Source organism: Streptomyces sp. NPDC058246, from assembly GCF_042881985.1.
In the GTDB taxonomy this organism is placed as follows: Bacteria; Actinomycetota; Actinomycetes; order Streptomycetales; family Streptomycetaceae; genus Streptomyces.
On sequence record NZ_JBHVWZ010000003.1, the window covers coordinates 178,651 to 197,713 of the forward strand.

At 71.2% G+C, this 19,063-nt stretch carries 23 protein-coding genes and 1 pseudogene; 13 read left to right on the forward strand and 11 right to left on the reverse strand.

The window, feature by feature from the left end; genetic code table 11:
• Window positions 1-14: 14 nt before the first annotated feature.
• Window positions 15-776: a class I SAM-dependent methyltransferase gene (locus tag ACFVXA_RS05760; RefSeq protein WP_362027457.1), complete on the reverse strand. Its 762-nt coding sequence runs from the start codon at window positions 774-776 to the stop codon at window positions 15-17.
• A gap of 102 nt (window positions 777-878) precedes the next feature.
• Between ACFVXA_RS05760 and ACFVXA_RS05765 the strand changes: the two genes are divergently transcribed.
• Window positions 879-1,508 carry a CGNR zinc finger domain-containing protein gene (locus ACFVXA_RS05765; protein ID WP_362027454.1) on the forward strand — a complete coding sequence of 210 codons (630 nt, stop codon included), beginning with the start codon at window positions 879-881 and terminating at the stop codon, window positions 1,506-1,508.
• Here the strand turns inward: ACFVXA_RS05765 and sodX are convergent.
• On the reverse strand, window positions 1,412-1,846 hold the full coding sequence (gene sodX / locus ACFVXA_RS05770) for a nickel-type superoxide dismutase maturation protease (protein ID WP_362027534.1): 435 nt from the start codon (window positions 1,844-1,846) through the stop codon (window positions 1,412-1,414). The two genes, ACFVXA_RS05765 and sodX, sit on opposite strands and share 97 nt — an antisense overlap.
• 145 nt (window positions 1,847-1,991) lie before the next feature.
• Here sodX and sodN point away from each other — a divergent pair, with 145 nt between their 5' ends.
• From sodN to ACFVXA_RS05795, 5 genes are all read left to right on the forward strand, one after another.
• Complete coding sequence (sodN, locus tag ACFVXA_RS05775; protein ID WP_004983535.1) at window positions 1,992-2,387, forward strand: superoxide dismutase, Ni; 396 nt, start codon at window positions 1,992-1,994, stop codon at window positions 2,385-2,387.
• Between the two features lie 298 nt (window positions 2,388-2,685).
• A complete protein-coding gene (locus ACFVXA_RS05780) occupies window positions 2,686-3,666 on the forward strand; it encodes an NADPH:quinone reductase (RefSeq protein ID WP_389751995.1) in 981 nt (326 codons plus the stop codon).
• Between the two features lie 164 nt (window positions 3,667-3,830).
• Window positions 3,831-4,211: a helix-turn-helix transcriptional regulator gene (locus ACFVXA_RS05785; RefSeq protein WP_362027531.1), complete on the forward strand. Its 381-nt coding sequence runs from the start codon at window positions 3,831-3,833 to the stop codon at window positions 4,209-4,211.
• A gap of 10 nt (window positions 4,212-4,221) precedes the next feature.
• Window positions 4,222-4,635 carry a VOC family protein gene (locus ACFVXA_RS05790; protein WP_362027450.1) on the forward strand — a complete coding sequence of 138 codons (414 nt, stop codon included), beginning with the start codon at window positions 4,222-4,224 and terminating at the stop codon, window positions 4,633-4,635.
• Between the two features lie 73 nt (window positions 4,636-4,708).
• Window positions 4,709-5,464: a VOC family protein gene (locus tag ACFVXA_RS05795; RefSeq protein WP_390023947.1), complete on the forward strand. Its 756-nt coding sequence runs from the start codon at window positions 4,709-4,711 to the stop codon at window positions 5,462-5,464.
• A gap of 18 nt (window positions 5,465-5,482) precedes the next feature.
• Here the strand turns inward: ACFVXA_RS05795 and ACFVXA_RS05800 are convergent, their stop codons facing one another.
• From ACFVXA_RS05800 to ACFVXA_RS05835, 8 genes and pseudogenes are all read right to left on the reverse strand, one after another.
• Window positions 5,483-5,815 (reverse strand): DUF952 domain-containing protein, encoded by a 333-nt coding sequence (locus tag ACFVXA_RS05800; protein ID WP_362027444.1) that lies wholly within the window; start codon window positions 5,813-5,815, stop codon window positions 5,483-5,485.
• 155 nt (window positions 5,816-5,970) lie between these two features.
• Window positions 5,971-7,206, reverse strand: a complete 1,236-nt coding sequence (locus ACFVXA_RS05805) for an RNA polymerase sigma factor (protein ID WP_390023949.1) — start codon at window positions 7,204-7,206, stop codon at window positions 5,971-5,973.
• A gap of 86 nt (window positions 7,207-7,292) precedes the next feature.
• Window positions 7,293-7,706: a YciI family protein gene (locus ACFVXA_RS05810; protein WP_362027438.1), complete on the reverse strand. Its 414-nt coding sequence runs from the start codon at window positions 7,704-7,706 to the stop codon at window positions 7,293-7,295.
• 120 nt (window positions 7,707-7,826) lie between these two features.
• Window positions 7,827-8,087: a hypothetical protein gene (locus ACFVXA_RS05815; protein WP_362027435.1), complete on the reverse strand. Its 261-nt coding sequence runs from the start codon at window positions 8,085-8,087 to the stop codon at window positions 7,827-7,829.
• A 119-nt stretch (window positions 8,088-8,206) separates the two neighbouring features.
• Window positions 8,207-8,335: pseudogene (locus ACFVXA_RS05820) on the reverse strand (dihydrofolate reductase); the annotation flags it as partial.
• A gap of 157 nt (window positions 8,336-8,492) precedes the next feature.
• Window positions 8,493-9,095: a GNAT family N-acetyltransferase gene (locus ACFVXA_RS05825; protein WP_362027432.1), complete on the reverse strand. Its 603-nt coding sequence runs from the start codon at window positions 9,093-9,095 to the stop codon at window positions 8,493-8,495.
• Window positions 9,096-9,419: 324 nt separating this feature from the next.
• Window positions 9,420-10,583, reverse strand: coding sequence for a family 2 encapsulin nanocompartment cargo protein polyprenyl transferase (locus ACFVXA_RS05830; RefSeq protein ID WP_390023951.1), 1,164 nt, complete (start codon window positions 10,581-10,583; stop codon window positions 9,420-9,422).
• Window positions 10,584-10,689: 106 nt separating this feature from the next.
• Entirely contained in the window at window positions 10,690-12,096 is a 1,407-nt protein-coding gene (locus ACFVXA_RS05835; protein WP_362027429.1) for a family 2B encapsulin nanocompartment shell protein, read from the reverse strand.
• Between the two features lie 190 nt (window positions 12,097-12,286).
• On the opposite strand from ACFVXA_RS05835, the gene ACFVXA_RS05840 reads away from it, so the two are divergent.
• From ACFVXA_RS05840 to ACFVXA_RS05855, 4 genes are all read left to right on the forward strand, one after another.
• Window positions 12,287-12,520: a hypothetical protein gene (locus ACFVXA_RS05840; RefSeq protein ID WP_383737617.1), complete on the forward strand. Its 234-nt coding sequence runs from the start codon at window positions 12,287-12,289 to the stop codon at window positions 12,518-12,520.
• Between the two features lie 212 nt (window positions 12,521-12,732).
• Window positions 12,733-13,323, forward strand: a complete 591-nt coding sequence (locus tag ACFVXA_RS05845) for an N-acetylmuramoyl-L-alanine amidase (protein WP_383737614.1) — start codon at window positions 12,733-12,735, stop codon at window positions 13,321-13,323.
• 102 nt (window positions 13,324-13,425) lie between these two features.
• A complete protein-coding gene (locus tag ACFVXA_RS05850) occupies window positions 13,426-14,382 on the forward strand; it encodes a 1-aminocyclopropane-1-carboxylate deaminase/D-cysteine desulfhydrase (RefSeq protein ID WP_390024109.1) in 957 nt (318 codons plus the stop codon).
• A gap of 42 nt (window positions 14,383-14,424) precedes the next feature.
• A complete protein-coding gene (locus ACFVXA_RS05855) occupies window positions 14,425-15,297 on the forward strand; it encodes an RNA methyltransferase (RefSeq protein ID WP_383737611.1) in 873 nt (290 codons plus the stop codon).
• On the opposite strand, the gene ACFVXA_RS05860 is transcribed toward ACFVXA_RS05855, so the two are convergent.
• Complete coding sequence (locus tag ACFVXA_RS05860; protein ID WP_362027417.1) at window positions 15,279-16,874, reverse strand: Na+/H+ antiporter; 1,596 nt, start codon at window positions 16,872-16,874, stop codon at window positions 15,279-15,281. The genes ACFVXA_RS05855 and ACFVXA_RS05860 overlap by 19 nt on opposite strands.
• A gap of 61 nt (window positions 16,875-16,935) precedes the next feature.
• Here ACFVXA_RS05860 and ACFVXA_RS05865 point away from each other — a divergent pair, with 61 nt between their 5' ends.
• The 3 genes from ACFVXA_RS05865 (at window position 16,936) to ACFVXA_RS05875 (ending at window position 19,059) form a co-directional block, all read left to right on the forward strand.
• On the forward strand, window positions 16,936-17,196 hold the full coding sequence (locus ACFVXA_RS05865; protein ID WP_362027414.1) for a UBP-type zinc finger domain-containing protein: 261 nt from the start codon (window positions 16,936-16,938) through the stop codon (window positions 17,194-17,196).
• Between the two features lie 283 nt (window positions 17,197-17,479).
• Window positions 17,480-17,893, forward strand: coding sequence for an anti-sigma regulatory factor (locus tag ACFVXA_RS05870; protein WP_362027411.1), 414 nt, complete (start codon window positions 17,480-17,482; stop codon window positions 17,891-17,893).
• Entirely contained in the window at window positions 17,890-19,059 is a 1,170-nt protein-coding gene (locus ACFVXA_RS05875) for an RNA polymerase sigma factor SigF (RefSeq protein ID WP_362027408.1), read from the forward strand. Before ACFVXA_RS05870 ends, ACFVXA_RS05875 begins: the two co-directional genes overlap by 4 nt.
• Window positions 19,060-19,063 lie beyond the last annotated feature (4 nt).

Genomic DNA, 19,063 nt, shown 5'->3' on the forward strand with positions numbered 1-19,063 from the left:
GTCCTGCCGGGGGCCTACTTGACCGCGAGCACCAGCGCGTCCGACGGTGAGCGCCACACCGGCCGGGCCTCGCCGAAGCCGGCCTCGCGCAGCACGCGCGCGTGCCAGTCGGCGGACGGGGTGTCGCCGTCGGCGTGCTCGCCGTAGATCTCGAAGCGGCGGGCGGTGGGCGCGGCGAGGACGGGGTCCTGGGCGGCCAGCTCCCACCATTCGGCCCAGTCGAGGGCGCCGTTCTTCTTGGCCTGATCCATACGGGTGTGCCGCTGGGCCCGCTCGGCCGCGTTGATCCGGGGCGTCGTCTCGTCGATCATGTGGTCGGCGTTCATGAAGACACCGCCGTCGCGGACGAGTCCCGCGATCTGACCGTAGAGGGCCGCGAGGGGTTCGCTGTGCAGCCAGTGCAGGGCCGTGGCGGTCAGGACGGCGTCGTACGAGTCGTACGGCAGCAGCGTGGGCCACCGCGGGTCCTTGAGGTCCGCCGTGACGAAGGAGACCCGGTCGTCGGCCGCGAAGGTGCCCTCGGCGATGGTGAGCAGCGCGGGGTCGAGGTCGACGCCGGTGCTGGTGGCGTTCGGGAGACGGGCGAGCAGCCGGGCCGTGATGGTGCCGGTGCCGCAGGCCAGGTCGAGGACGCGCGGCGCGGGCCCGGCCAGGGCCTCGACCATGTCGAGCATCACCCGGAAGCGTTCTTCGCGGTCCGGCATGTACCACTCCTGCTGCCGGTCCCAGCTCTCCTGCCAGGCACGCCAGTCGGTTCCGCTGCTGACGGTCGCCATGTAAGCCCCTTACTTCGCTCACCTACGTAATACCCTGGAAGCACGATCATCTCTTACCTGACCGCAGGCACGACGATAGAACGCCCTCCGTAAGGACTACAAGTGGAACTGGCCTATTACTCGGATTACGCCGTCCGTCTCGTCAACAGCGAGGAGCCGGCCCGGGGCAAGGACTCGCTGACCTCGGTCGAGGCCGTCCGCGACCTCTTCGAAGGGAACTCCTCGGCGGCCCGCCGCGCCACGGACGCGGACGTCACCCGCTTCCGCTCGGTACGGGGGCGGCTGCGCGCGGTCTTCGAGGCGGCGGACGGCGGCGACGAGACCCTCGCCGTGGACCTGCTGAACTCACTGCTCCTGGAGTTCCCGGTGAGCCCGCAGATCTCCGGGCACGACTACCGGGACGACGCCGGCCACCCGCTGTGGCACATGCACCTGGCCGAGCACCCGTCCAACGCGACATCGGGCTACGCGGCGATCGCGGCGATGGGCCTGGCGTTCCACCTGACGGAGTACGGCGTCGACCGTTTGGGCCTGTGCGAGGCCGCGCCCTGCCGCAACGCCTATCTGGACACCTCGACGAACCGCTCCCGGCGCTACTGCTCGGACCGCTGTGCGACCCGCGCCAACGTGGCGGCCTACCGCGCCCGCAAGCGCCTGGAGGCGGACCGGTCGGACAACACGGGCCTGGCGGCCCCGAGCACCCAGCGGACGACGGCGACCGGCGACCGCTGACCGCCCTTCAGGGGCCGGTAGCGGAACCGCACCTTCCCGAGGACGAGTTCCTCGGGCACGGTCCCGTAGTCCGTGCTGTCGCCCCCCGCGAACGCGTTGTCCCCCAGCACCCACCAGCCCCCCTCCCGCCGCTCCGCGACACGCTTGACGACCAGCAGGTCCTGCTGGAACGGATGACGCAGGACGACGACGTCACCGGGACCGACCCTGGCCCCCCACTGCACGACGAGCCGATCCCCGTGCTGGAGCGTGGGAACCATGGACGCTCCCGTCACCTCGGCCGCCCCGAACGGCAGGAGCGCCCTCCCCTGCTCGGTCTCCTGCGACAGTTCCGGCATCACCGCCACCTCCCCGGTCCTATCCTCCACCAGTCCCAGTTTCACCCTGGACTTTTGTCCTAAGCCCATGGGGGCACTCGCGAAAACCCGTCTCCTACGGAGTAATGTCCCACCTGAGAAGACGATCACGAGGAAGGACAGCTCAATGCTCTCCCGCCTGTTTGCCCCCAAGGTCAAGGTCAGCGCACACTGCGACCTGCCCTGCGGTGTCTACGACCCGGCCCAGGCCCGCATCGAGGCGGAGTCGGTGAAGGCCGTCCAGGAAAAGATGGCCGGCAACGACGACCCGCACTTCCAGGCTCGCGCCACCGTCATCAAGGAGCAGCGCGCCGAGCTCGCCAAGCACCATGTGTCGGTGCTCTGGAGCGACTACTTCAAGCCCCCGCACTTCGAGAAGTACCCGGAGCTGCACCAGCTGGTCAACGACACCCTGAAGGCCCTCTCGGCCGCCAAGGCGTCCACCGACCCGGCGACGGGCCAGAAGGCGCTGGACTACATCGCCCAGATCGACAAGATCTTCTGGGAGACCAAGAAGGCCTGACACTCCGTCAGCCTCCGTGGACCGGCGATCGGTGCACCATCGCAGGTCCCTGGGCACCCCGAAGGGGCCCGGCCGACTCACCGGCCGGGCCCCTTCGGCAGTTCCTCTCCCAGCTCCGGGGCGCACCCCGGCCCGACGTGGCCGAAGCGCACGCGCAGCTGCGCGGGCGGCCGGAGTTCCTTCAAGAGCCGGCGACCTTCTGCTACGACGGTGACCCTCCGCTACGCCGGTGACCGGCCGCCCAGATGATTCCGCCACGCTCGAGCAGGGCGTGAACGAACGGCGAGGAGATCCGCACATGCTTGCGTCCTGGTACGACGGACAAGGCCCGGCGGCAGACGTGCTCCGGGTGGGTGAGCTCCCCGATCCGGAGCCCGGCCCCGGCGAGGTTCGCGTCCGCGTCACCGTCTCGGGCGTCAACCCCGGCGACACCAAGAAGCGAGGGGGCTGGCTCGGCTCGTCGATGCCGTACCCGCGGGTGATCCCGCACAGCGACGCCGCGGGAGTGGTCGACGCCGTGGGCGACGGGGTCGACGGACGCCGCGTCGGGCAGCGGGTCTGGGTGTACGGCGCCCAGTCCTACCGGCCCTTCGGCACCGCGGCCCAGTACACCGTCGTACCCGGCCATCAGGCCGTCCGCCTGCCCGACCACCTCACCGAGGACCTCGGTGCGAGCCTCGGCATCCCCGGGATCACCGCCCACCGCACGGTCTTCGCCGACGGCTCGGTCGACGGAAAGCTCGTCCTCGTGCACGGCGTCCTCGGCGGGGTCGGCTCCCTGGCCGCCCAGCTCGCGCGCTGGGCCGGTGCCACCGTGCTCGCCACCGTCCGCCGCGGTGCCGACCTCGACCGCGTCGACCCGGCCGTCGTCTCCCACGCCGTGGCCCTGGACCAGGAGAACCCGGCGGCGGCGATCCGCGGGTACGCGCCCCAGGGCGTCGACCGGATCATCGAGGTGGCCCTGTCCGACAACGCCGACCTCGACAACGCCGTCGCCGCCGACGACGCCGTCATCGCCGCCTACGCCACCGGCGCCGCCCGCACCGAAATCCCCTTCTGGCCGCTGCTGTTCCGCAACGTCACCCTGCGGCTGCTCGGCAGCGACGACTTCCCGGCCGAGGCCAAGCGGCAGGCCGCTCGCGATCTGACCTCCGCGGCCGCCGTCGGCGAGCTCACCGTCGACGTCGGCGACCGCTACCCGCTGGAGGACATCGCCCGGGCCCACGACCGCGTCGATGCGGGAGGCCGCGGTCGCGTCCTGGTCACCGTCCCCCGCTGACCGGAAGGTCGGCTCGGCGGTCATTCGAGCAGGTCGGCGAGCGCCGGTGCCGTGGTGTGCGGGACGAGGGACCGCTCGGTGTCGGTGCCCCGTGCCATCCTGAGGGGGTGACCGACAGCAGAGCCCTGGAGGACCTGGTCCGGCTGCGCCAGGCCCGCGACCGGATGGACCGTGAGTTCGCGGACCCACTGGACATGGCCACGCTCGCGCGCAGCGCGCTGATGTCGCCGGGGCACTTCCAGCGGAGCTTCCGCGCGGCCTTCGGCGAGACTCCGTACACCTATCTCATGACCCGCAGGATCGAGCGGGCCAAGGCGCTGCTGCGCCGGGGCGACCTGACGGTCACCGAGGTCTGCTTCGCCGTGGGGTGTACGTCGCTGGGCTCGTTCAGCTCCCGCTTCACGGAGCTGGTCGGCGAGACCCCGAGCGCGTACCGGGCCCGCCCGCACGATCACGGCGCCCCCATCCCGTCCTGCGTCACCCGCCACCTGACCCGCCCGCCCCGTCACCCGAACCCGGAGGCGGAGCCGGGAACGCGGCTCTAGCGTGGGGGCCATGGACGTAAAACTCTCCCAATGCTTCATCGCCGTGGACGACCACGACAAGGCGATCGCCTTCTACCGGGACGTGCTGGGCCTGGAGGTCCGCAACGACGTCGGGTTCGAGGGGATGCGCTGGGTCACGGTCGGCTCGCCGCTCCAGCCGGACGTGGAGATCGTCCTGGAGCCCCCCGCGGCGAACCCGGACGCCTCCCCCGCGGACAAGCAGGCCATGGCCGAACTGCTGGCCAAGGGCATGCTGCGCGGCGTCATCTTCTCCACCGCCGACTGCGACGCCCTCTACGACCGCGTCCGCGCCTCCGGCGCCGAAGTCCTCCAGGAACCCACGGACCAGCCCTACGGCCTCCGCGACTGCGCCTTCCGAGACCCCGCGGGCAACCTCCTGCGCTTCACCGAACGGTCCCACTGAAAACCCCGTTGCGCGGGCCGATCCGGCGGGAGACGGTACGAGCCGTACCGACCGTCTGACAGGGAGCGGCCCGATGAGCGAACCGATCCGGTGGACCTGTGCCTTTGTCGATCGTCCGATGAAGGAGTTCGGGACGGCCACCGACTTCTGGACCGCGATCACCGCGACGCGTCTGTCCGAACCCCGTGGCGACCAGGGCGAGTTCGTGACCCTGCTGCACGACGGCGCCGACGCGGCCGTGAAGGCGCAGGGCGTCGAGGCGGGCGACGGCGGCGCGCATCTCGACCTCGCCGTCGAGGACGTACGGGCGCTGGTGGAATCGGCGCTGCGGCTCGGCGCCGAGGTCGCCGCCGACCACGAGACGTGGGCCGTGCTGCGGTCACCCGGCGGACAGTTGTTCTGCGCGGTCCCGTGGCGCGGCGAGTCGAGACGTCCCCCGGTGGTCGAGGTGCCGGGCGGCGGCGCGACGAGCCGGCTCGACCAGGTGACCATCGACCTCGCGCCAAACGTGTACGACGCCGAGATCACCTTCTGGAGCGAGCTCACCGGCTGGGCGTCCCACCCCGGCGCACTCCCGGAGTTCCACCTGGTCCAGCCCCCCGCCACGCTCCCCTTCCGCATCCTCCTGCAACGCCTCGGCACCGGCCGTCCCACCTCGGCCCACCTCGACATCGCCTGCTCGGACATCGAGACGGTCCGGGCCCGGCACGAAGACCTGGGTGCGCATCTTGTGGGCCGGGGAGCACGCTGGGCGGTGATGCGGGACCCCGCGGGCGGCACGTACTGCCTGACACCGCGCGATCCCGGGACGGGGAGCCTTCCTGGCTGACATTTCAGCTCCTGGCGGTCACGCCGCGTCCCACGCCTCCACGTCCACGACTGCCTCCACCGGGATCGGCCCGTACACGTGCGGGAACTCCTCGCCTCCGGGCTTCATCGCCTCGTAGCGGAGCGGCGCCCCGAGCCGTTCGGGGTCGATGACGAGGACCACCAGGTCGTCGGGGCCGGTGTAGGAGCCGTACAAGAAGGAGGCCACGCCCGGGAGTTGGTGGCGCAGGGAACAGTGGATGAAGCCCTCCTCCTGGAGGGTGCGGCCACGGGTGGACATCTCGTACGCTCCGGAGGCGCGGGCCGCGTCCCACAGGGAGCGCTCGGTGATGTGCAACAGGGGTTCTGACATGCCGCAAGCCTAAGGAACGCAACGCCGCCGGCAACGCCACGGCATCGGCATCGGCATCGGCTGCCGAATCGGCAAGGCTGCGGAATCGGAATCGGGATCGGCATCGGCGCGGCTTCAGCGACGCCACGGCCAGTGACCCTGGGGCTCCAGTGACGCTACGGCTCCAGTCTTGCCGCCCGCGCCCGCAGATAACGTTGCTCCGGAAGGCTGAGGGTCTTGCGGGCCGCCGCTTCGTACGCGGCCCGCGCCGCCGCCGGGTCGCCCGCGCGTTCCAGCAGATGGCCGCGGACCGCGTCCAGCCGGTGCCCGGCCGCCAACTCGTCCTGCAGCAGGTCGAGTTCGGTCAGACCGGCGCTCGGCCCGTGCACCATGGCCACCGCCACGGCCCGGTTGAGGTGTTCGACGGGCCCCGGGACCCGGCGCACCAGCACGTCGTACAGGCCGAGGATCTCGCGCCAGTCCGTCGCCTCCGGGGACGCGGCCTCGTCGTGCACGGCGGCGATGGCGGCCCGCAGCTGGTAGGGCCCGGCGCTCTGCCGCGACAGCGACAGCGCCTCGGTCACCAGCGCCGCGCCCTCCTCGATCGCCGCCTTGTCCCACCGGCCGCGGTCCTGCTCGTCGAGCGGCACCAGTTCGCCGTGCGGGCCGGTCCGCGCGGTGCGCCGGGCGTCGGTCAGCAGCATCAGCGCCAGCAGGCCCGTCACCTCGCGGTCAGCGGGCAGCAGCCGGTGCACCGTTCGCGTCAACCGGATGGCCTCGCCCGCGAGTTCGGCCCGCTGGAGCACCGCCCCGGACGTCGCCGTGTAGCCCTCGTTGAAGATCAGGTACAGCGTGTGGAGGACGGCGGGCAGCCGCTCCCCCCAGTGGTCCGGGCGTCCGAAACGGACCCCCTTCAGCCGTTGCTTGGCCCGGCTGATCCGCTGGGCCATCGTCGCCTCGGGCACGAGATACGCGCGGGCGATCTCCGCGGTGGTCAGACCGCCGACAGCGCGCAGGGTGAGCGCGATCTGTGCGGGCGCGGTCAGGTCCGGATGGCAGCAGAGGAAGAGGAGGGACAGCGTGTCGTCCTCCGACGGGGCACGGCCGGCCCCGGGCGGCGGCGCCGTGAACGCGTCCCGTGGCGTCAGCGCCGCCGCCCGCTCCTCCCGCAGCCGCCGCGCCTCCTCCGCGCGCAGGGCGTCGACCAGCCGCCGCGAGGCGACCTTGATCAGCCACCCGCGCGCGTTGTCGGGCACCCCTTTCAGCGCCCACTGCCCGGCCGCCGCGAGCAGCGCCTCCTGTACGGCGTCCTCGGCGGCGTCGAAATGCCCGTACCGGCGTACGAGCGCGCCGAGGACCTGCGGCGCGTGCCGGCGCAGCAGATCCTCGACCTCACGCGTACCACTCGTCACGACTCATCCGACTCGACTCATCCGGCTCATCCGACTCGACTCGTACGACGCCGTACGACTCGTACGACTCGTGCCGCTCACTCCGGTCAGATGTCCCCGGCACCGTCCAGGATGGGCCGGATGACCACCGGATAGTTCGTGGCGCCCGCCGGGCCGGGGCACCGGGTCACGCGCTCGGCGATCTCGGTGACCCGCTCGAGGCTCTGGCACTCCAGGACCCAGTAGCCGGCCATCACTTCCTTGGTCTCGCCGTACGGCCCGTCGGTGATCACGGCCTTGCCGTCCGGCCCGGCGGTGACCAGCCGGGCCTGCGCGGGCTCGGCCAGCCCCTGCCCGTCGATCAGCTCACCGGTCTCGGACAGGTCGTCGTTGATCGCGCCCATGTAGGCGTACATGGCCTGCAGTTCCTGCCCGCTCCAGGCCGGGGCCTGCGCGGACTCCTTGCCGCGCATCCCCTCGTAGTCGGCCTGGGTGCCCTGCACCATCACCAGGTATTTCATGAGTCCGCTCCTTCGGCTCCCGCCGCCCACGGTGGGCGACTCCACAGGAGACGTCGGAGCCGGCCCGTCGTTCTCTACACGGCCGCGCGCATTCGGCCGGGATTTCTCCGCAACCGGTGGTCAGGATTTCTCCCCGACCCGCTCCCCGGGCTCGCCGGGCGCACCGTGCGTGCCGTGCGGGTCGTGCGCGCTGTGTGTGCCGGGCGTGCCGTGCGTGCCGTGCGACTGCGCCGTGGACTCTCCGACGTACGCCTCACACTTCGGATTCCGGCAGGGCCCGGGTCCCCAGTGGGGGACCCATGCGCCCAGGGTCTTGTGCCGCCGTACGACCGTGGCGACCGGCTGCCCGCATTCGGGACATACATGCTCATCGGTGCCCATGCCTTCAGGGTAGGGCGGCGAGGCGTCCACCGCTCCCCGCTGGACTGGACGGGCTTCAGCGCTTCCCGGCGGTGGATCACGGACGCTTTCGGCTGTACGTCCTCACGAGCACCCCGTTCTTTCCTCACGAGCACCCCGTTCTTGAAGACCCGCACCCCGTCGAGCGCGAACTGGGCGACGTCGAACCCGGAGCCGAACATCGGCATGCCGGAACCCAGCACCACGGGGTAGGTCTTGATGACGAGCTCGGGAGAGGGCGGCCTCAGGTCGGAACAATCGGAACCAGAGGAACGCACAAACGCGGCATCCGGGCGGGCATCGCCGTCCCCCGCGGGCCGGCGGGCGCGCGGCCGGACCGCACGTCGTCGCGGGCACCGGTCAGCGGGATGACCCGGACGAAAGGACCTAGGCTTCCCGCCCGGTCCGGGGCTCGCGCCACATGGGCCACATCCGCGGCCCGTCCGGCAGTTCGAGGGGACGCCCGACGTCGTCGAAGCCGAGGCGCTCGTACAGCTTGCGGCTGCGGGCGCTGCTCGCCTCCAGGTACGCGGGCAGCCCCTCGCGGTCGCAGCGGTCCAGGACCGACTGGATGAGCGCGGCGCCGAGCCCCTCGCCCTGCCGCTCCGGCGCCACGGCGATCATCCACAGGTACTCGTGCGCGCGGCCCGCCGGGTGAATGTCCGCCGTCAGCCGGCCGATCAGCTCGACGCGCTCGTTCTCCGGATCGACAGCCTCGCGCAAGTGCGCGGGCCCCTCCTCGTCGGCGTGCTCATCGGCCGTTACCGACAGCCACAGCGCGCATGCGGCGCCGTCCTCCACAAGATCGACCCGCCCCTCGGCGAGCGTGACGTCGAGGAAGGCAGCCATCAGCTTGTGGTGCGTGGCCCGCCGGTGCGCCTCATCCGGAAAGACCCACCCACTGACGGGATCCCCCTGAAAGGCCTCGTCCAGCAACCGCACGACCAGCCCGCGGTCCCCCTCACCGGCCGCCCGGATCACCACACCCATGTCCCCACCCCTTCACCCCAACTGACGCTGATCATACGGCGATTGCGCCACACCCTCAGCCCGTCCGGCACGCTTCAGCCCGTCCGGCCCCCTCAGCCCGTCCGGCGTTTGAGGACAAGGCCGTTCAGGCCGAAAAGCAGGGGAGCCTGGGGGCGGCGGCCCCCGGATACGGGACGGGCAGGGGCGGAGGGGGCGAAAAAAGGCGAGCCCCGCACACCGTGGGGATGTGCGGGACCCGCCGGCCGGAGCCCGGCCCCGTACGGAGGTCAGGTGCCGTACGGAACCAGGACGCCGGGGTCTTCCCCGGAAGATCCGGGTGCCGGGCTAGGTGCTGCGTCGCGTCACGAACTCCGCCAGCGCGAGCAGCCCACCCGCCGCCTCCGGATCCGGCACCGCCCGAGCCAGCTCATGCATCGCCCGGGCCATCCGATCGGCCGCCTGGACCTGCGCCCAGTCCCGCCCACCCGCCCGCTCGACGGCGAGCACCGTGCGCTCCAGCTCCCCGGTGTCCCCCTGTTCGTAGGGCACTCCGTACAACTCGGCGAGTTCGGTCGCCGCCGGGGTGCCCGAGGCGAGCGCGGCGACCACGGGCAGGGACTTCTTGCGGGCGATGAGATCCGCCCCAACCGGCTTGCCGGTGCGGCTCGGGTCCCCCCAGATCCCGATCACGTCGTCGATCAGCTGGAACGCGAGCCCGGCCTCCCGGCCGAACGCGTCCAACGCCTCGACGTCCTCGTCGTCCGCCCCCGCGTAGAGCGCCCCGAGCGCACAGGCGCAGCCGAGCAGCGCGCCCGTCTTCGCCTCGGCCATGGCGAGGCACTCGTCGAGGGTGACCTCTCCGGGGCCGCGTTTCTCCATGGACGTGTCCGCGTGCTGTCCCGCGCACAGCTCGACGACGCAGGACGCGAGCCGGGCGGCGGCGGCCGAGGACGCCGGGTGCGGATCCTCGGCGAGCAGCCGCTGGGCCAGCGCCTGGAGGGCGTCCCCGGCGAGGATCGCGTCGGCGTCGCCGAACACGGTCCACGCGGTGGGGCGGTGTCTGCGGGTGGTGTCCCGGTCCATGACGTCGTCGTGCAGCAGGCTGAAGTTGTGGATCAACTCCACGGCGGCGGCCGCCCGTACGGCCGTGGCGTGCTCTCCGCCGAGCGCCCCGGCCGCGGTCAGGACGAGCGCGGGGCGGATCGCCTTGCCCGCGTTGCCCGCCGCCGGAGTGCCGTCCGCGTGCTCCCAGCCGAAGTGGTAGAGCGCGATCCGGCGCATCGAGCCGGGCAGCGAATCGATGGCCCTGCGCAGTTCGGGGTCGACGGACGCCCGGACGCACTCCAGGATGGCCGCCGCTTCCCGCCCTCCCCCGCTCTCGGCTTCGCCCGAGCGGGGTGACCCCCACCGCGAGCTCGGCGGACCCTGCCGCTCGCTGGGCTCCATGGGCCTCCCGATGGGGCTCCGCCTTTCCAGGATCTCGGTCGGGCTCCGCTTCGTCTCCGTCATGAACCCACCCGTGAAGTCGCCGCCCACCCGTGAAATCACCCGGGAACTCCCCTCGGTGTACCCGCCCCGAAGGGCGGGAACACGGCGACCGCCGGCGCGCGGAAGATCACCGCCAGCGGCCGATCTCGACGTTCTCCAGGATTCCGAGGGCGTCCGGCACGAGCACCGCGGCCGAGTAGTACGCCGTCACCAGGTAGGAGATGATCGCCTGCTCGCTGATGCCCATGAAGCGCACCGACAGGCTCGGCTCGATCTCGTCCGGGATGCCCGCCTGCTGGAGCCCGATCACGCCCTGCTCGGCCTCGCCGGTACGCATGGCGATGATCGAGGTCGTGCGGGTGTCGCTGACCGGGATCTTGTTGCACGGGAAGAGGGGCACCCCGCGCCAGGTCGGGATGCGGTTGCCCGCGATCTCGATGCTCTCGGGGACGAGACCGCGCTTGTTGCACTCGCGGCCGAACGCCGAGATCGCGCGCGGGTGGGCGAGGAACAGCTTGGTGCCGCGCCGGCGGCTGAGCAGTTCGTCCAGGTCGTCGGGGCTGGGCACGCCGTCGTGCGGTTGCAGCCGCTGGTCGTATTCGCAGTTGTTGAGCAGTCCGAACTCCCGGTTGTTGATGAGCTCGTGCTCCTGGCGCTCCTTCAACGCCTCCACGGTGAGCCGGAGTTGCTGTTCCGTCTGGTTCATCGGCTGGTTGTAGAGGTCGGCCACGCGTGTGTGCAGGCGCAGTACGGTCTGGGCGATGCTCAGTTCGTACTCGCGCGGCGAGGCCTCGTAATCGACGAAGGTGCCGGGGATGTCCGGCTCTCCGGTGTGGCCGGCCGCGAGGTCGATCTCCTTCTCGCCGTACTTGTTGGTGCGCTGGGACGGAATGGCGCGCAGCTGCTGGAGGTGCGTGCGCAGCGACTCGGAGCGCTCCGCGACCTGTTCGAGGTCCTGGCGGGGCAGCGTGAGCACGGTGCACGCGGTGACCGCGCGGGCCGTGTACTCCCAGATGGCCTCCGGGTCGATGAGCGCCTGCTCCCCGAAGTACGCGCCGTCGGCGAGGACACCGAGCACCGCGTCGTCCCCATAGGGACCCGTGCCGATCTTCTCGACCCTGCCGTGCGCGAGCAGGAACACCTCGTCGGACTGGCTGCCGAACGAGGCGAGCACCTGCCCTGGCGCGAACTCCCGCTGCTGGCAGCGCTGAGCGAGCTCTCCGAGTACCTCCTGATCCTCGTACGACCGCAGTACGGACAGCTCGCCGAGTTCCGCGGGGATGACCTGGACACGGTCACCGGTCTTCACGAACGTCACGCGGCCGTCGCCCACGGAGTAGCTGAGCCGGCGGTTCACGCGGTACGTGCCACCCTGCACGTTCACCCACGGAAGCATGCGCAGCAGCCAGCGGGAGCTGATCTCCTGCATCTGGGGTGCGGACTTGGTGGTGGTGGCCAGGTTCCGCGCGGCGGATGTGCCGAGACTCTGCTGCGGCCTGCTCTGCTCGGCGCGGACCTCTTCGCCTACCGACATGAAAATTGCCCTCCCGGTCGTGCACTGATCTGCGGGGATCACCCTTCCATCACGGAGCGTGCCGGTGCTATTACACGAATGAGCGGGAATGGATCAGGTGGGGAATGGGCACACATGGGAATTCTGTCCAGGGAACTCCAAGATCCGGCCAACCGTTTGACCCCACGACGGACAACGACAGGAGACGGCAGTGGCAGGCTTCCTGGACCGTGCCAAAGAACAGGCGCAGCGCGGCCTCACACAGGGCAAGCAGAAGATCGACGAGGTGCAGGCGCAGCGAGCCGGCGGCGACCTCCTCAAGAAACTCGGCGCGGCGTACTACGCGGAGCGGCGCGGCAGCGGCTCCCCCGAGGCGACCCGACAGGCCCTGCAGGCCTTGGAGAACCACATAGCCACACACGGGGACGCGTTCCTGCGGGCCTGACCGATTCGCCCCCTCCTCCCCCATACGGCCCCTCCTGGCCCCCTTCCGTACGACCCCTCCCGTGCGACTCCTCCTGACCGGTTCCTCCAGACCTGTCCGGATCGGCTCGCACGCTGTGCGAACGAGTAGGCCCGGCCGCCCCGTTACGGGTACAAGCTGCGTTACGAGACGGCTACGCAAGGTGGTCGACGTGCAGCGCGAAGGAGGCGGTCATGGCCCCACCCTTGTCCGCGGGCAGTTTCCTGGACCGGCTCAGGGAGGAAGGCGTCACCGTCGTCGAGGTCGGCGACTGGGAGCATCACAACCGCAATCACAAGGGCCCCTGGGGTCCGGTGTACGGGGTGATGATCCACCACTCGGTGACCTCGGGCAGCGAGGCAACGGTCGCCATCTGCCGCGAGGGCTACGCGACCCTGCCCGGCCCGCTGTGCCACGGCGTCATCACCAAGGACGGCGTCCTCCATCTCGTCGGCTACGGCCGGGCCAATCACGCGGGCCTGGGCGACGACGAGGTCCTGCGCGCCGTCATCGCCGAGAAGGCGCTGCCGCCGGACAACGAGGCGAACACCGACGGCAACCGCCACTTCTACGGCTTCGAGTGCGAGAACCTCGGGGACGGCAAGGACCCGTGGCCCGAGGCCCAGCTGGAGACGATCGAGAAGGTCGCCGCCGCGATCTGCCGCCATCACGGCTGGACGGAACGCTCGGTCATCGGCCACCTGGAGTGGCAGCCGGGCAAGGTGGATCCAAGAGGCTTCACGATGGCCGCCCTGCGGGAGCGCGTCCGCGACCGTCTGAAGTGACGAGCGGCCACGGGTGGCGGGCGGCGCATGCGCACCCGTGCCCGGCGGCGCGCCCGCCCGGTGTCCGGCGGCGCACCCGCACCCATGTCCGGCGGCGGACGTATGTCCGACAATGGAGGGGTGACCAGCCCCGATGTGCCCGACGTCCCCGGAGCGCTCGGCCCGGCCGGCCTGCGGGCGCGACTTCCGTCGCCGCTGCGGGAGGCCGTGGACGAGCGCTTCGCGCGCCACGGCGTCCGGCTGCTGCTCAAGCGGGACGATCTGATCCACCCGGAGCTGATCGGCAACAAGTGGCGGAAGCTGACCCCGAACCTGGAGGCGGCGGCGGGCCGCACGGTGGTCACCTTCGGCGGGGCGTACTCGAACCATCTGCGCGCCACCGCCGCCGCGGGCCGCATCCTCGGTCTGCCCACCCTGGGCGTGATCCGCGGCCAGGAGCTGGCCGACCGCCCGCTCAACCCCTCGCTCGCCCGGTGCGCGGCGGACGGCATGCGCCTGCACTTCGTCGACAGAGCGACGTACCGCCGCAAGACCGACCCGCGGACGCTGGCCGGCATCCTGCGCGCGGCAGCCGTCGAGGACGCGTACGTGGTGCCCGAGGGCGGCAGCAACTCCCTTGCCGTACGCGGTTGTCAGGAGCTGGGCGCGGAGCTGCGCGGCCACGCGGACGTCGTCGCCCTCGCCTGCGGTACCGGCGGCACCCTCGCCGGTCTGGCCGCAGGTCTCGCCCCCGGCCAGCGCGCCCTCGGCATCCCCGTCCTCAGGGGCGGCTTTCTGGGCGGCGACATACAGGCCCTCCAGCAAGCCGCCTTCGGCGCGCGCCGCGGCACCTGGTCCCTCGACGACCGCTTTCACTTCGGCGGCTACGCCCGCACCACCCCCGAGCTCGACGCCTTCGCCGAGGACTTCGCGCACCGCCACGGTCTGCCAGTGGAAGGTCTCTATGTCGCCAAGATGCTGTACGGACTTGTCGCCCTCGCCCAGGAGGGCACGTTCCCGCGCGGGACGACGGTGGCGGCCGTCATCACCGGAGCACCCTTCGTCTCACGGAGCGGCTAGGGTCGGGGGACGCCAACAGGGGCGGCACAGAGGGGAGGCCGTGTGTTAGCGGCCCAGCGGATTTCCAGCCGGAACGCCCGTTTCCAGCAGTGGGAGTCCTTCCTCACCAACCGGAACAAGCGCACCCGGGCCAGGCAGTTCCTGGTACAGGGAGTCCGGCCGATCTCCCTGGCCGTGGAGCACGGCTGGACCGTGCGCACGCTGATCTACGACGCCCAGCGCCCCCTGTCCCGGTGGGCGGAGAACCTGCTCGGCACGGCGAAGGCCGAACGCGTGGCGATGGCCCCCGGTCTGCTGGCCGACCTGGGCGAGAAGACCGAGGACGCACCCGAGGTCGTGGCGGTCGTGGACATGCCCGATGACGATCTCGCCCGCATCACCGTGGGCGACGACTTCCTCGGCGTCGCCTTCGACCGGCCGACGAGCCCCGGCAACATCGGGAGCATCATCCGCTCCGCCGACGCCTTCGGCGCGCACGGGCTGATCGTCGCGGGCCACGCGGCCGACGTGTACGACCCGAAGACCGTACGGGCCAGTACGGGGTCGCTGTTCGCCGTGCCCTCCGTCCGGGTTCCGGCACACCGTGACGTCGTCGCGTGGACGCGGGCCGAGCGCGCCCAGGGCACTCCCGTCGTGATCGTCGGCACCGATGAACACGGTGACTGCGATGTCTTCGACTTCGACTTCACCGGGCCCACGCTGCTCGTGATCGGCAACGAGACCTCGGGGCTCAGCAACGCCTGGCGCGAGGCGTGCGATCACCTGGTGCGCATCCCGATGGGCGGCGCCGCGAGCTCGCTGAACGCGGCCAACGCGGCGACCGCCGTGCTGTACGAGATCTCCCGCCAGCGCATCGCCGCCCACCGTCATGCGACGAACCGTCACACGATCCACCGTCAGGCCGCCTCCCGGTAGGCCGCCGCCTCCTCCAGGTCGAGTCGGCGCAGCAGGGTCCGGAGCATCTCGTCGTCGATGTAGCGCAGGTCCCGGAGCCGCACGAAGACCTCGCGCTCGGCGCCGATCATCTCGCGGGACAGCCGCCGGTAGGTGTCGTCCGCGGTCTCGCCGGACACCGGGTTGACGGCCCCCAGGCGCTCCCATACGGCGTTGCGGCGCCGCTCCAGGACGGAGCGCAGGCGGTCGGCGAGCGGCGGCGGCAGGGCGTTGCGCTCGTCGGCGAGGAGCTCGTCGAGGCGTCGTTCGGCGGCCCGGGAGGCCTGCGCCTGGGCGTTCGCCTCGGCGAGCGTCTCGGCCTGCGGGTCGCGCCTGGGCAGCTTCAGGAGACGGATCAGCGGGGGCAGCGTCAGCCCCTGCACGACCAGGGTGCCGATGACCGTCGTGAAGGTCAGGAAGAGGATCAGATTGCGATCGGGAAAGTCCCCGCCGCCGTGCACGGTAAGAGGGATGGAGAAGGCGATGGCGAGCGACACCACGCCCCGCATACCGGCCCAGCCGACGATGAACGGCGCCTTCCAGGTGGGGTTCTCCTCCCGCTCCCGGACCCGCGCCGACAGCAGTCGCGGCAGAAAGGTCGCCGGGTACACCCACACGTACCGGGAGACCACCACGACGAGGAAGACGGCCACCGCGTACCAGGCGGCGTCCGTGACCTTGTAGTGGCCGAGTCCCTTGAGGACGACCGGCAGTTGCAGCCCGATCAGCGCGAACACGGCGGACTCCAGGATGAAGGCGACCATCTTCCACACCGCCTCCTCCTGGAGCCGGGTCGCGAAGTCCACCTCCCAGGAGCGGTGTCCGAGGTAGAGCGCGACGACGACCACCGCGAGCACCCCGGAGGCGTGCACCTGCTCGGCGATCCCGTACGCGACGAAGGGGATCAGCAAGGAGAGGGTGTTCTGGAGCAGCGCCTCCTTCAGGTGGGTGCGCAGCCAGTGGAGGGGGAGCATCAGGACGAGCCCGACGGCGACGCCGCCGACCGCCGCGAGCAGGAACTCTCGGACCCCTCCCGCCCAGGTCGCGCCCTCGCCGACCGCCGCGGCGAGCGCCACCTTGTAGGCGGTGATCGCGGTCGCGTCGTTCACCAGGGACTCGCCCTGGAGGATGGTGGTGAGCCGCGAGGGCAGCCCCACCCGCCGCGCGACCGCCGTGGCCGCGACGGCGTCCGGCGGCGCCACCACCGCCCCGAGCACCAGCGCCGCGGGCAGCGGCAGGCTCGGCACGATCAGATAGGCGGCCCAGCCGACCACGAGGGTCGCGAACAGGACGTACCCGACCGACAGCAGCGCGACGGGTCGCAGTTGCGCGCGCAGATCGAGGTACGAGCTGTCGGCCGCCGCCGTGTACAGCAGCGGGGGCAGCAGCAGCGGGAGGACGACCTCGGGGTCCAGTTCGTAAGGGGGCACGCCGGGGACGTACGAGAGCAGCAGACCCACCGTGACGAGCAGCAGCGGTGCGGGGACCGGAGTACGGCGGGCCGCCGCGGCGACCGCCGCACTGCCCGCGACCAGCAACAGCAGTGGCAAAATGTGCATCGTCTTGCGCCCGCCCTCGTTTTCGCGCGGCTACCCGCACACCCGACGTAACCTGGCAATCATGAAACAGTGCACGCACGCCGACGCGCTGCCGCACCCCGAGCCCGCCCCGCTCAGCGAGACCTGCCTGGAGTGCCTGGCCGCCGGCACGCACCCGGTGCAGCTTCGCCTGTGCCTGGACTGCGGGCACCTCGGTTGCTGCGACTCCTCGCCACTACGGCACGCGACGCAGCACTACAAGGACACCGGACATCCGATCATGCGCACCTTCGAGCCCGGGGAGAACTGGCGTTGGTGCTTCGTCGACCACGTACTCGTATGACGCGTCGATCACGTAGTCGTGCGACCCTCGATCCGGACGGTTCGACGGTCTGACGCCTGGGTACGTCAACCCGGCGCGCGCTCTTCCGATTTGGGCCCCGCAGACCCCTAGCCACTGTCCGTACTCATAGGCTTACTATGAGTGACAGCAAGGGACGGGGTCCCCAGGACAGGAAACTTGGGAGCGCGGTAGCGTCACCGCTGAACCACGTAGCGCGTTACCCGGGGGGCGACCCTCGGCCCCGAGAGAGCTCGAAAGAGCTTGTACCACCATGGAGGTGAGGGTGTCCCAGATCGCAGGCGAGCCCGCGACCAAGGACTTCGTGGAAGTCCGGCTGCCGGCCGCGGGTGCCTACCTGTCGGTGCTGCGCACGGCCACGGCCGGGCTCGCGGCCCGTTTGGACTTCACCCTCGACGAGATCGAGGACCTGCGCATCGCGGTGGACGAGGCCTGCGCGATCCTGCTCCAGCAGGCCGTTCCCGGCTCGGTGCTCAGCTGTGTCTTCCGGCTCATCGACGACTCTCTGGAGGTCACGGTCTCGGCCCCGACCACGGACGGTCACGCCCCTTCCCGGGACACTTTCGCCTGGACCGTCCTGTCGGCTCTCGCCGGCAAGGTCGACTCGACCGTCGCCGAGGACAAGACCGTTTCGATCAGCCTCCACAAACAGCGCGGCGCGGGACCCGGGCCGGCGTGAGGAACGGGGACGGGCCGGTGCGGGACGAAGAGCGCGGCACACGGGAGCTTCCCGCCGAGCGTGTCGACGGCCTCGGCGGGCCGCGGCGCATGACGGACGGCGTCGACGGCATCCCCGAGCAGGCCCGGCCGCACCCGGAGGACGACAGGGCGTCCGGAGCCGAGCCGGCCGCCTCCGACCGACAACGGGATGCGGAGGGTGCCGCGCTGAGCACGTCCTCGGAAGGGCGGCGGCTGGTGACGGGCGGGACTATGAGCGAGCACGAGCAGCAGAGCGAGCACGCGCAGAACGAGCACGAGCAGCAGAACGAGCACGAGCGGCAGAGCGAGCACGAGCAACACGACAAACCAGGGGTGCAGAGCGTGCAGGGCGCGCAGCACGGGCCGAGCGCCCAGCACATCCAGCACGACCCCCAGGACCGCAGTGGGGCCCGGGCGATGTTCATCGAGCTGCGCAAGCTGAAGGAGGGCAGCGCCGAGTACGCGGAGCTGCGCAACCAGCTGGTCCGCATGCACCTCCCGCTCGTCGAGCACCTCGCGCGCCGCTTCCGCAACCGCGGCGAGCCGCTGGACGACCTCACACAGGTCGCCACCATCGGCCTGATCAAGTCGGTCGACCGCTTCGACCCGGAGCGCGGCGTCGAGTTCTCGACGTACGCGACCCCGACGGTGGTCGGCGAGATCAAGCGGCACTTCCGCGACAAGGGCTGGGCGGTGCGGGTGCCGCGCCGGCTCCAGGAGCTGCGGCTCGCGCTCACCACGGCGACCGCGGAGCTCTCGCAGCTGCACGGCCGCTCCCCCACGGTCCACGAGCTGGCCGAGAAGCTGGCCATCTCGGAGGAGGAGGTCCTGGAGGGCCTGGAGTCCGCCAACGCGTACTCCACGCTGTCCCTGGACGTCCCCGACACGGACGACGAGTCCCCGGCCGTCGCCGACACCCTGGGCGCCGAGGACGAGGCGCTCGAGGGCGTCGAGTACCGGGAATCGCTGAAGCCGCTGCTCGAAGACCTCCCGCCGCGCGAGAAGCGGATCCTGCTGCTGCGCTTCTTCGGCAACATGACGCAGTCGCAGATCGCGCAGGAGGTCGGCATCTCGCAGATGCACGTGTCCCGGCTGCTGGCGCGCACGCTGGCCCAGCTCCGGGAGAAGCTCCTCGTGGAGGAGTGAGACC

Bases quoted from the DNA above. Each gene is read 5' to 3' on its own strand.
- ACFVXA_RS05825 (WP_362027432.1), bottom strand. From the start codon at position 9,095: ATGGGTGTGGTGATCCGGGCGGCCGGTGAGGGGGACCGCGGGCTGGTC.
- ACFVXA_RS05800 (WP_362027444.1), bottom strand. From the start codon at position 5,815: ATGTCAGAACCCCTGTTGCACATCACCGAGCGCTCCCTGTGGGACGCG.
- ACFVXA_RS05865 (WP_362027414.1), top strand. From the start codon at position 16,936: ATGAAACAGTGCACGCACGCCGACGCGCTGCCGCACCCCGAGCCCGCC.
- ACFVXA_RS05790 (WP_362027450.1), top strand. From the start codon at position 4,222: ATGGACGTAAAACTCTCCCAATGCTTCATCGCCGTGGACGACCACGAC.
- sodX (WP_362027534.1), bottom strand. From the start codon at position 1,846: ATGCCGGAACTGTCGCAGGAGACCGAGCAGGGGAGGGCGCTCCTGCCG.
- ACFVXA_RS05760 (WP_362027457.1), bottom strand. From the start codon at position 776: ATGGCGACCGTCAGCAGCGGAACCGACTGGCGTGCCTGGCAGGAGAGC.
- ACFVXA_RS05780 (WP_389751995.1), top strand. From the start codon at position 2,686: ATGCTTGCGTCCTGGTACGACGGACAAGGCCCGGCGGCAGACGTGCTC.
- ACFVXA_RS05810 (WP_362027438.1), bottom strand. From the start codon at position 7,706: ATGAAATACCTGGTGATGGTGCAGGGCACCCAGGCCGACTACGAGGGG.
- ACFVXA_RS05815 (WP_362027435.1), bottom strand. From the start codon at position 8,087: ATGGGCACCGATGAGCATGTATGTCCCGAATGCGGGCAGCCGGTCGCC.
- ACFVXA_RS05835 (WP_362027429.1), bottom strand. From the start codon at position 12,096: ATGTCGGTAGGCGAAGAGGTCCGCGCCGAGCAGAGCAGGCCGCAGCAG.
- ACFVXA_RS05785 (WP_362027531.1), top strand. From the start codon at position 3,831: ATGGACCGTGAGTTCGCGGACCCACTGGACATGGCCACGCTCGCGCGC.
- ACFVXA_RS05845 (WP_383737614.1), top strand. From the start codon at position 12,733: ATGGCCCCACCCTTGTCCGCGGGCAGTTTCCTGGACCGGCTCAGGGAG.
- ACFVXA_RS05795 (WP_390023947.1), top strand. From the start codon at position 4,709: ATGAGCGAACCGATCCGGTGGACCTGTGCCTTTGTCGATCGTCCGATG.
- ACFVXA_RS05830 (WP_390023951.1), bottom strand. From the start codon at position 10,583: ATGACGGAGACGAAGCGGAGCCCGACCGAGATCCTGGAAAGGCGGAGC.
- sodN (WP_004983535.1), top strand. From the start codon at position 1,992: ATGCTCTCCCGCCTGTTTGCCCCCAAGGTCAAGGTCAGCGCACACTGC.
- ACFVXA_RS05850 (WP_390024109.1), top strand. From the start codon at position 13,426: ATGTCCGACAATGGAGGGGTGACCAGCCCCGATGTGCCCGACGTCCCC.
- ACFVXA_RS05860 (WP_362027417.1), bottom strand. From the start codon at position 16,874: ATGCACATTTTGCCACTGCTGTTGCTGGTCGCGGGCAGTGCGGCGGTC.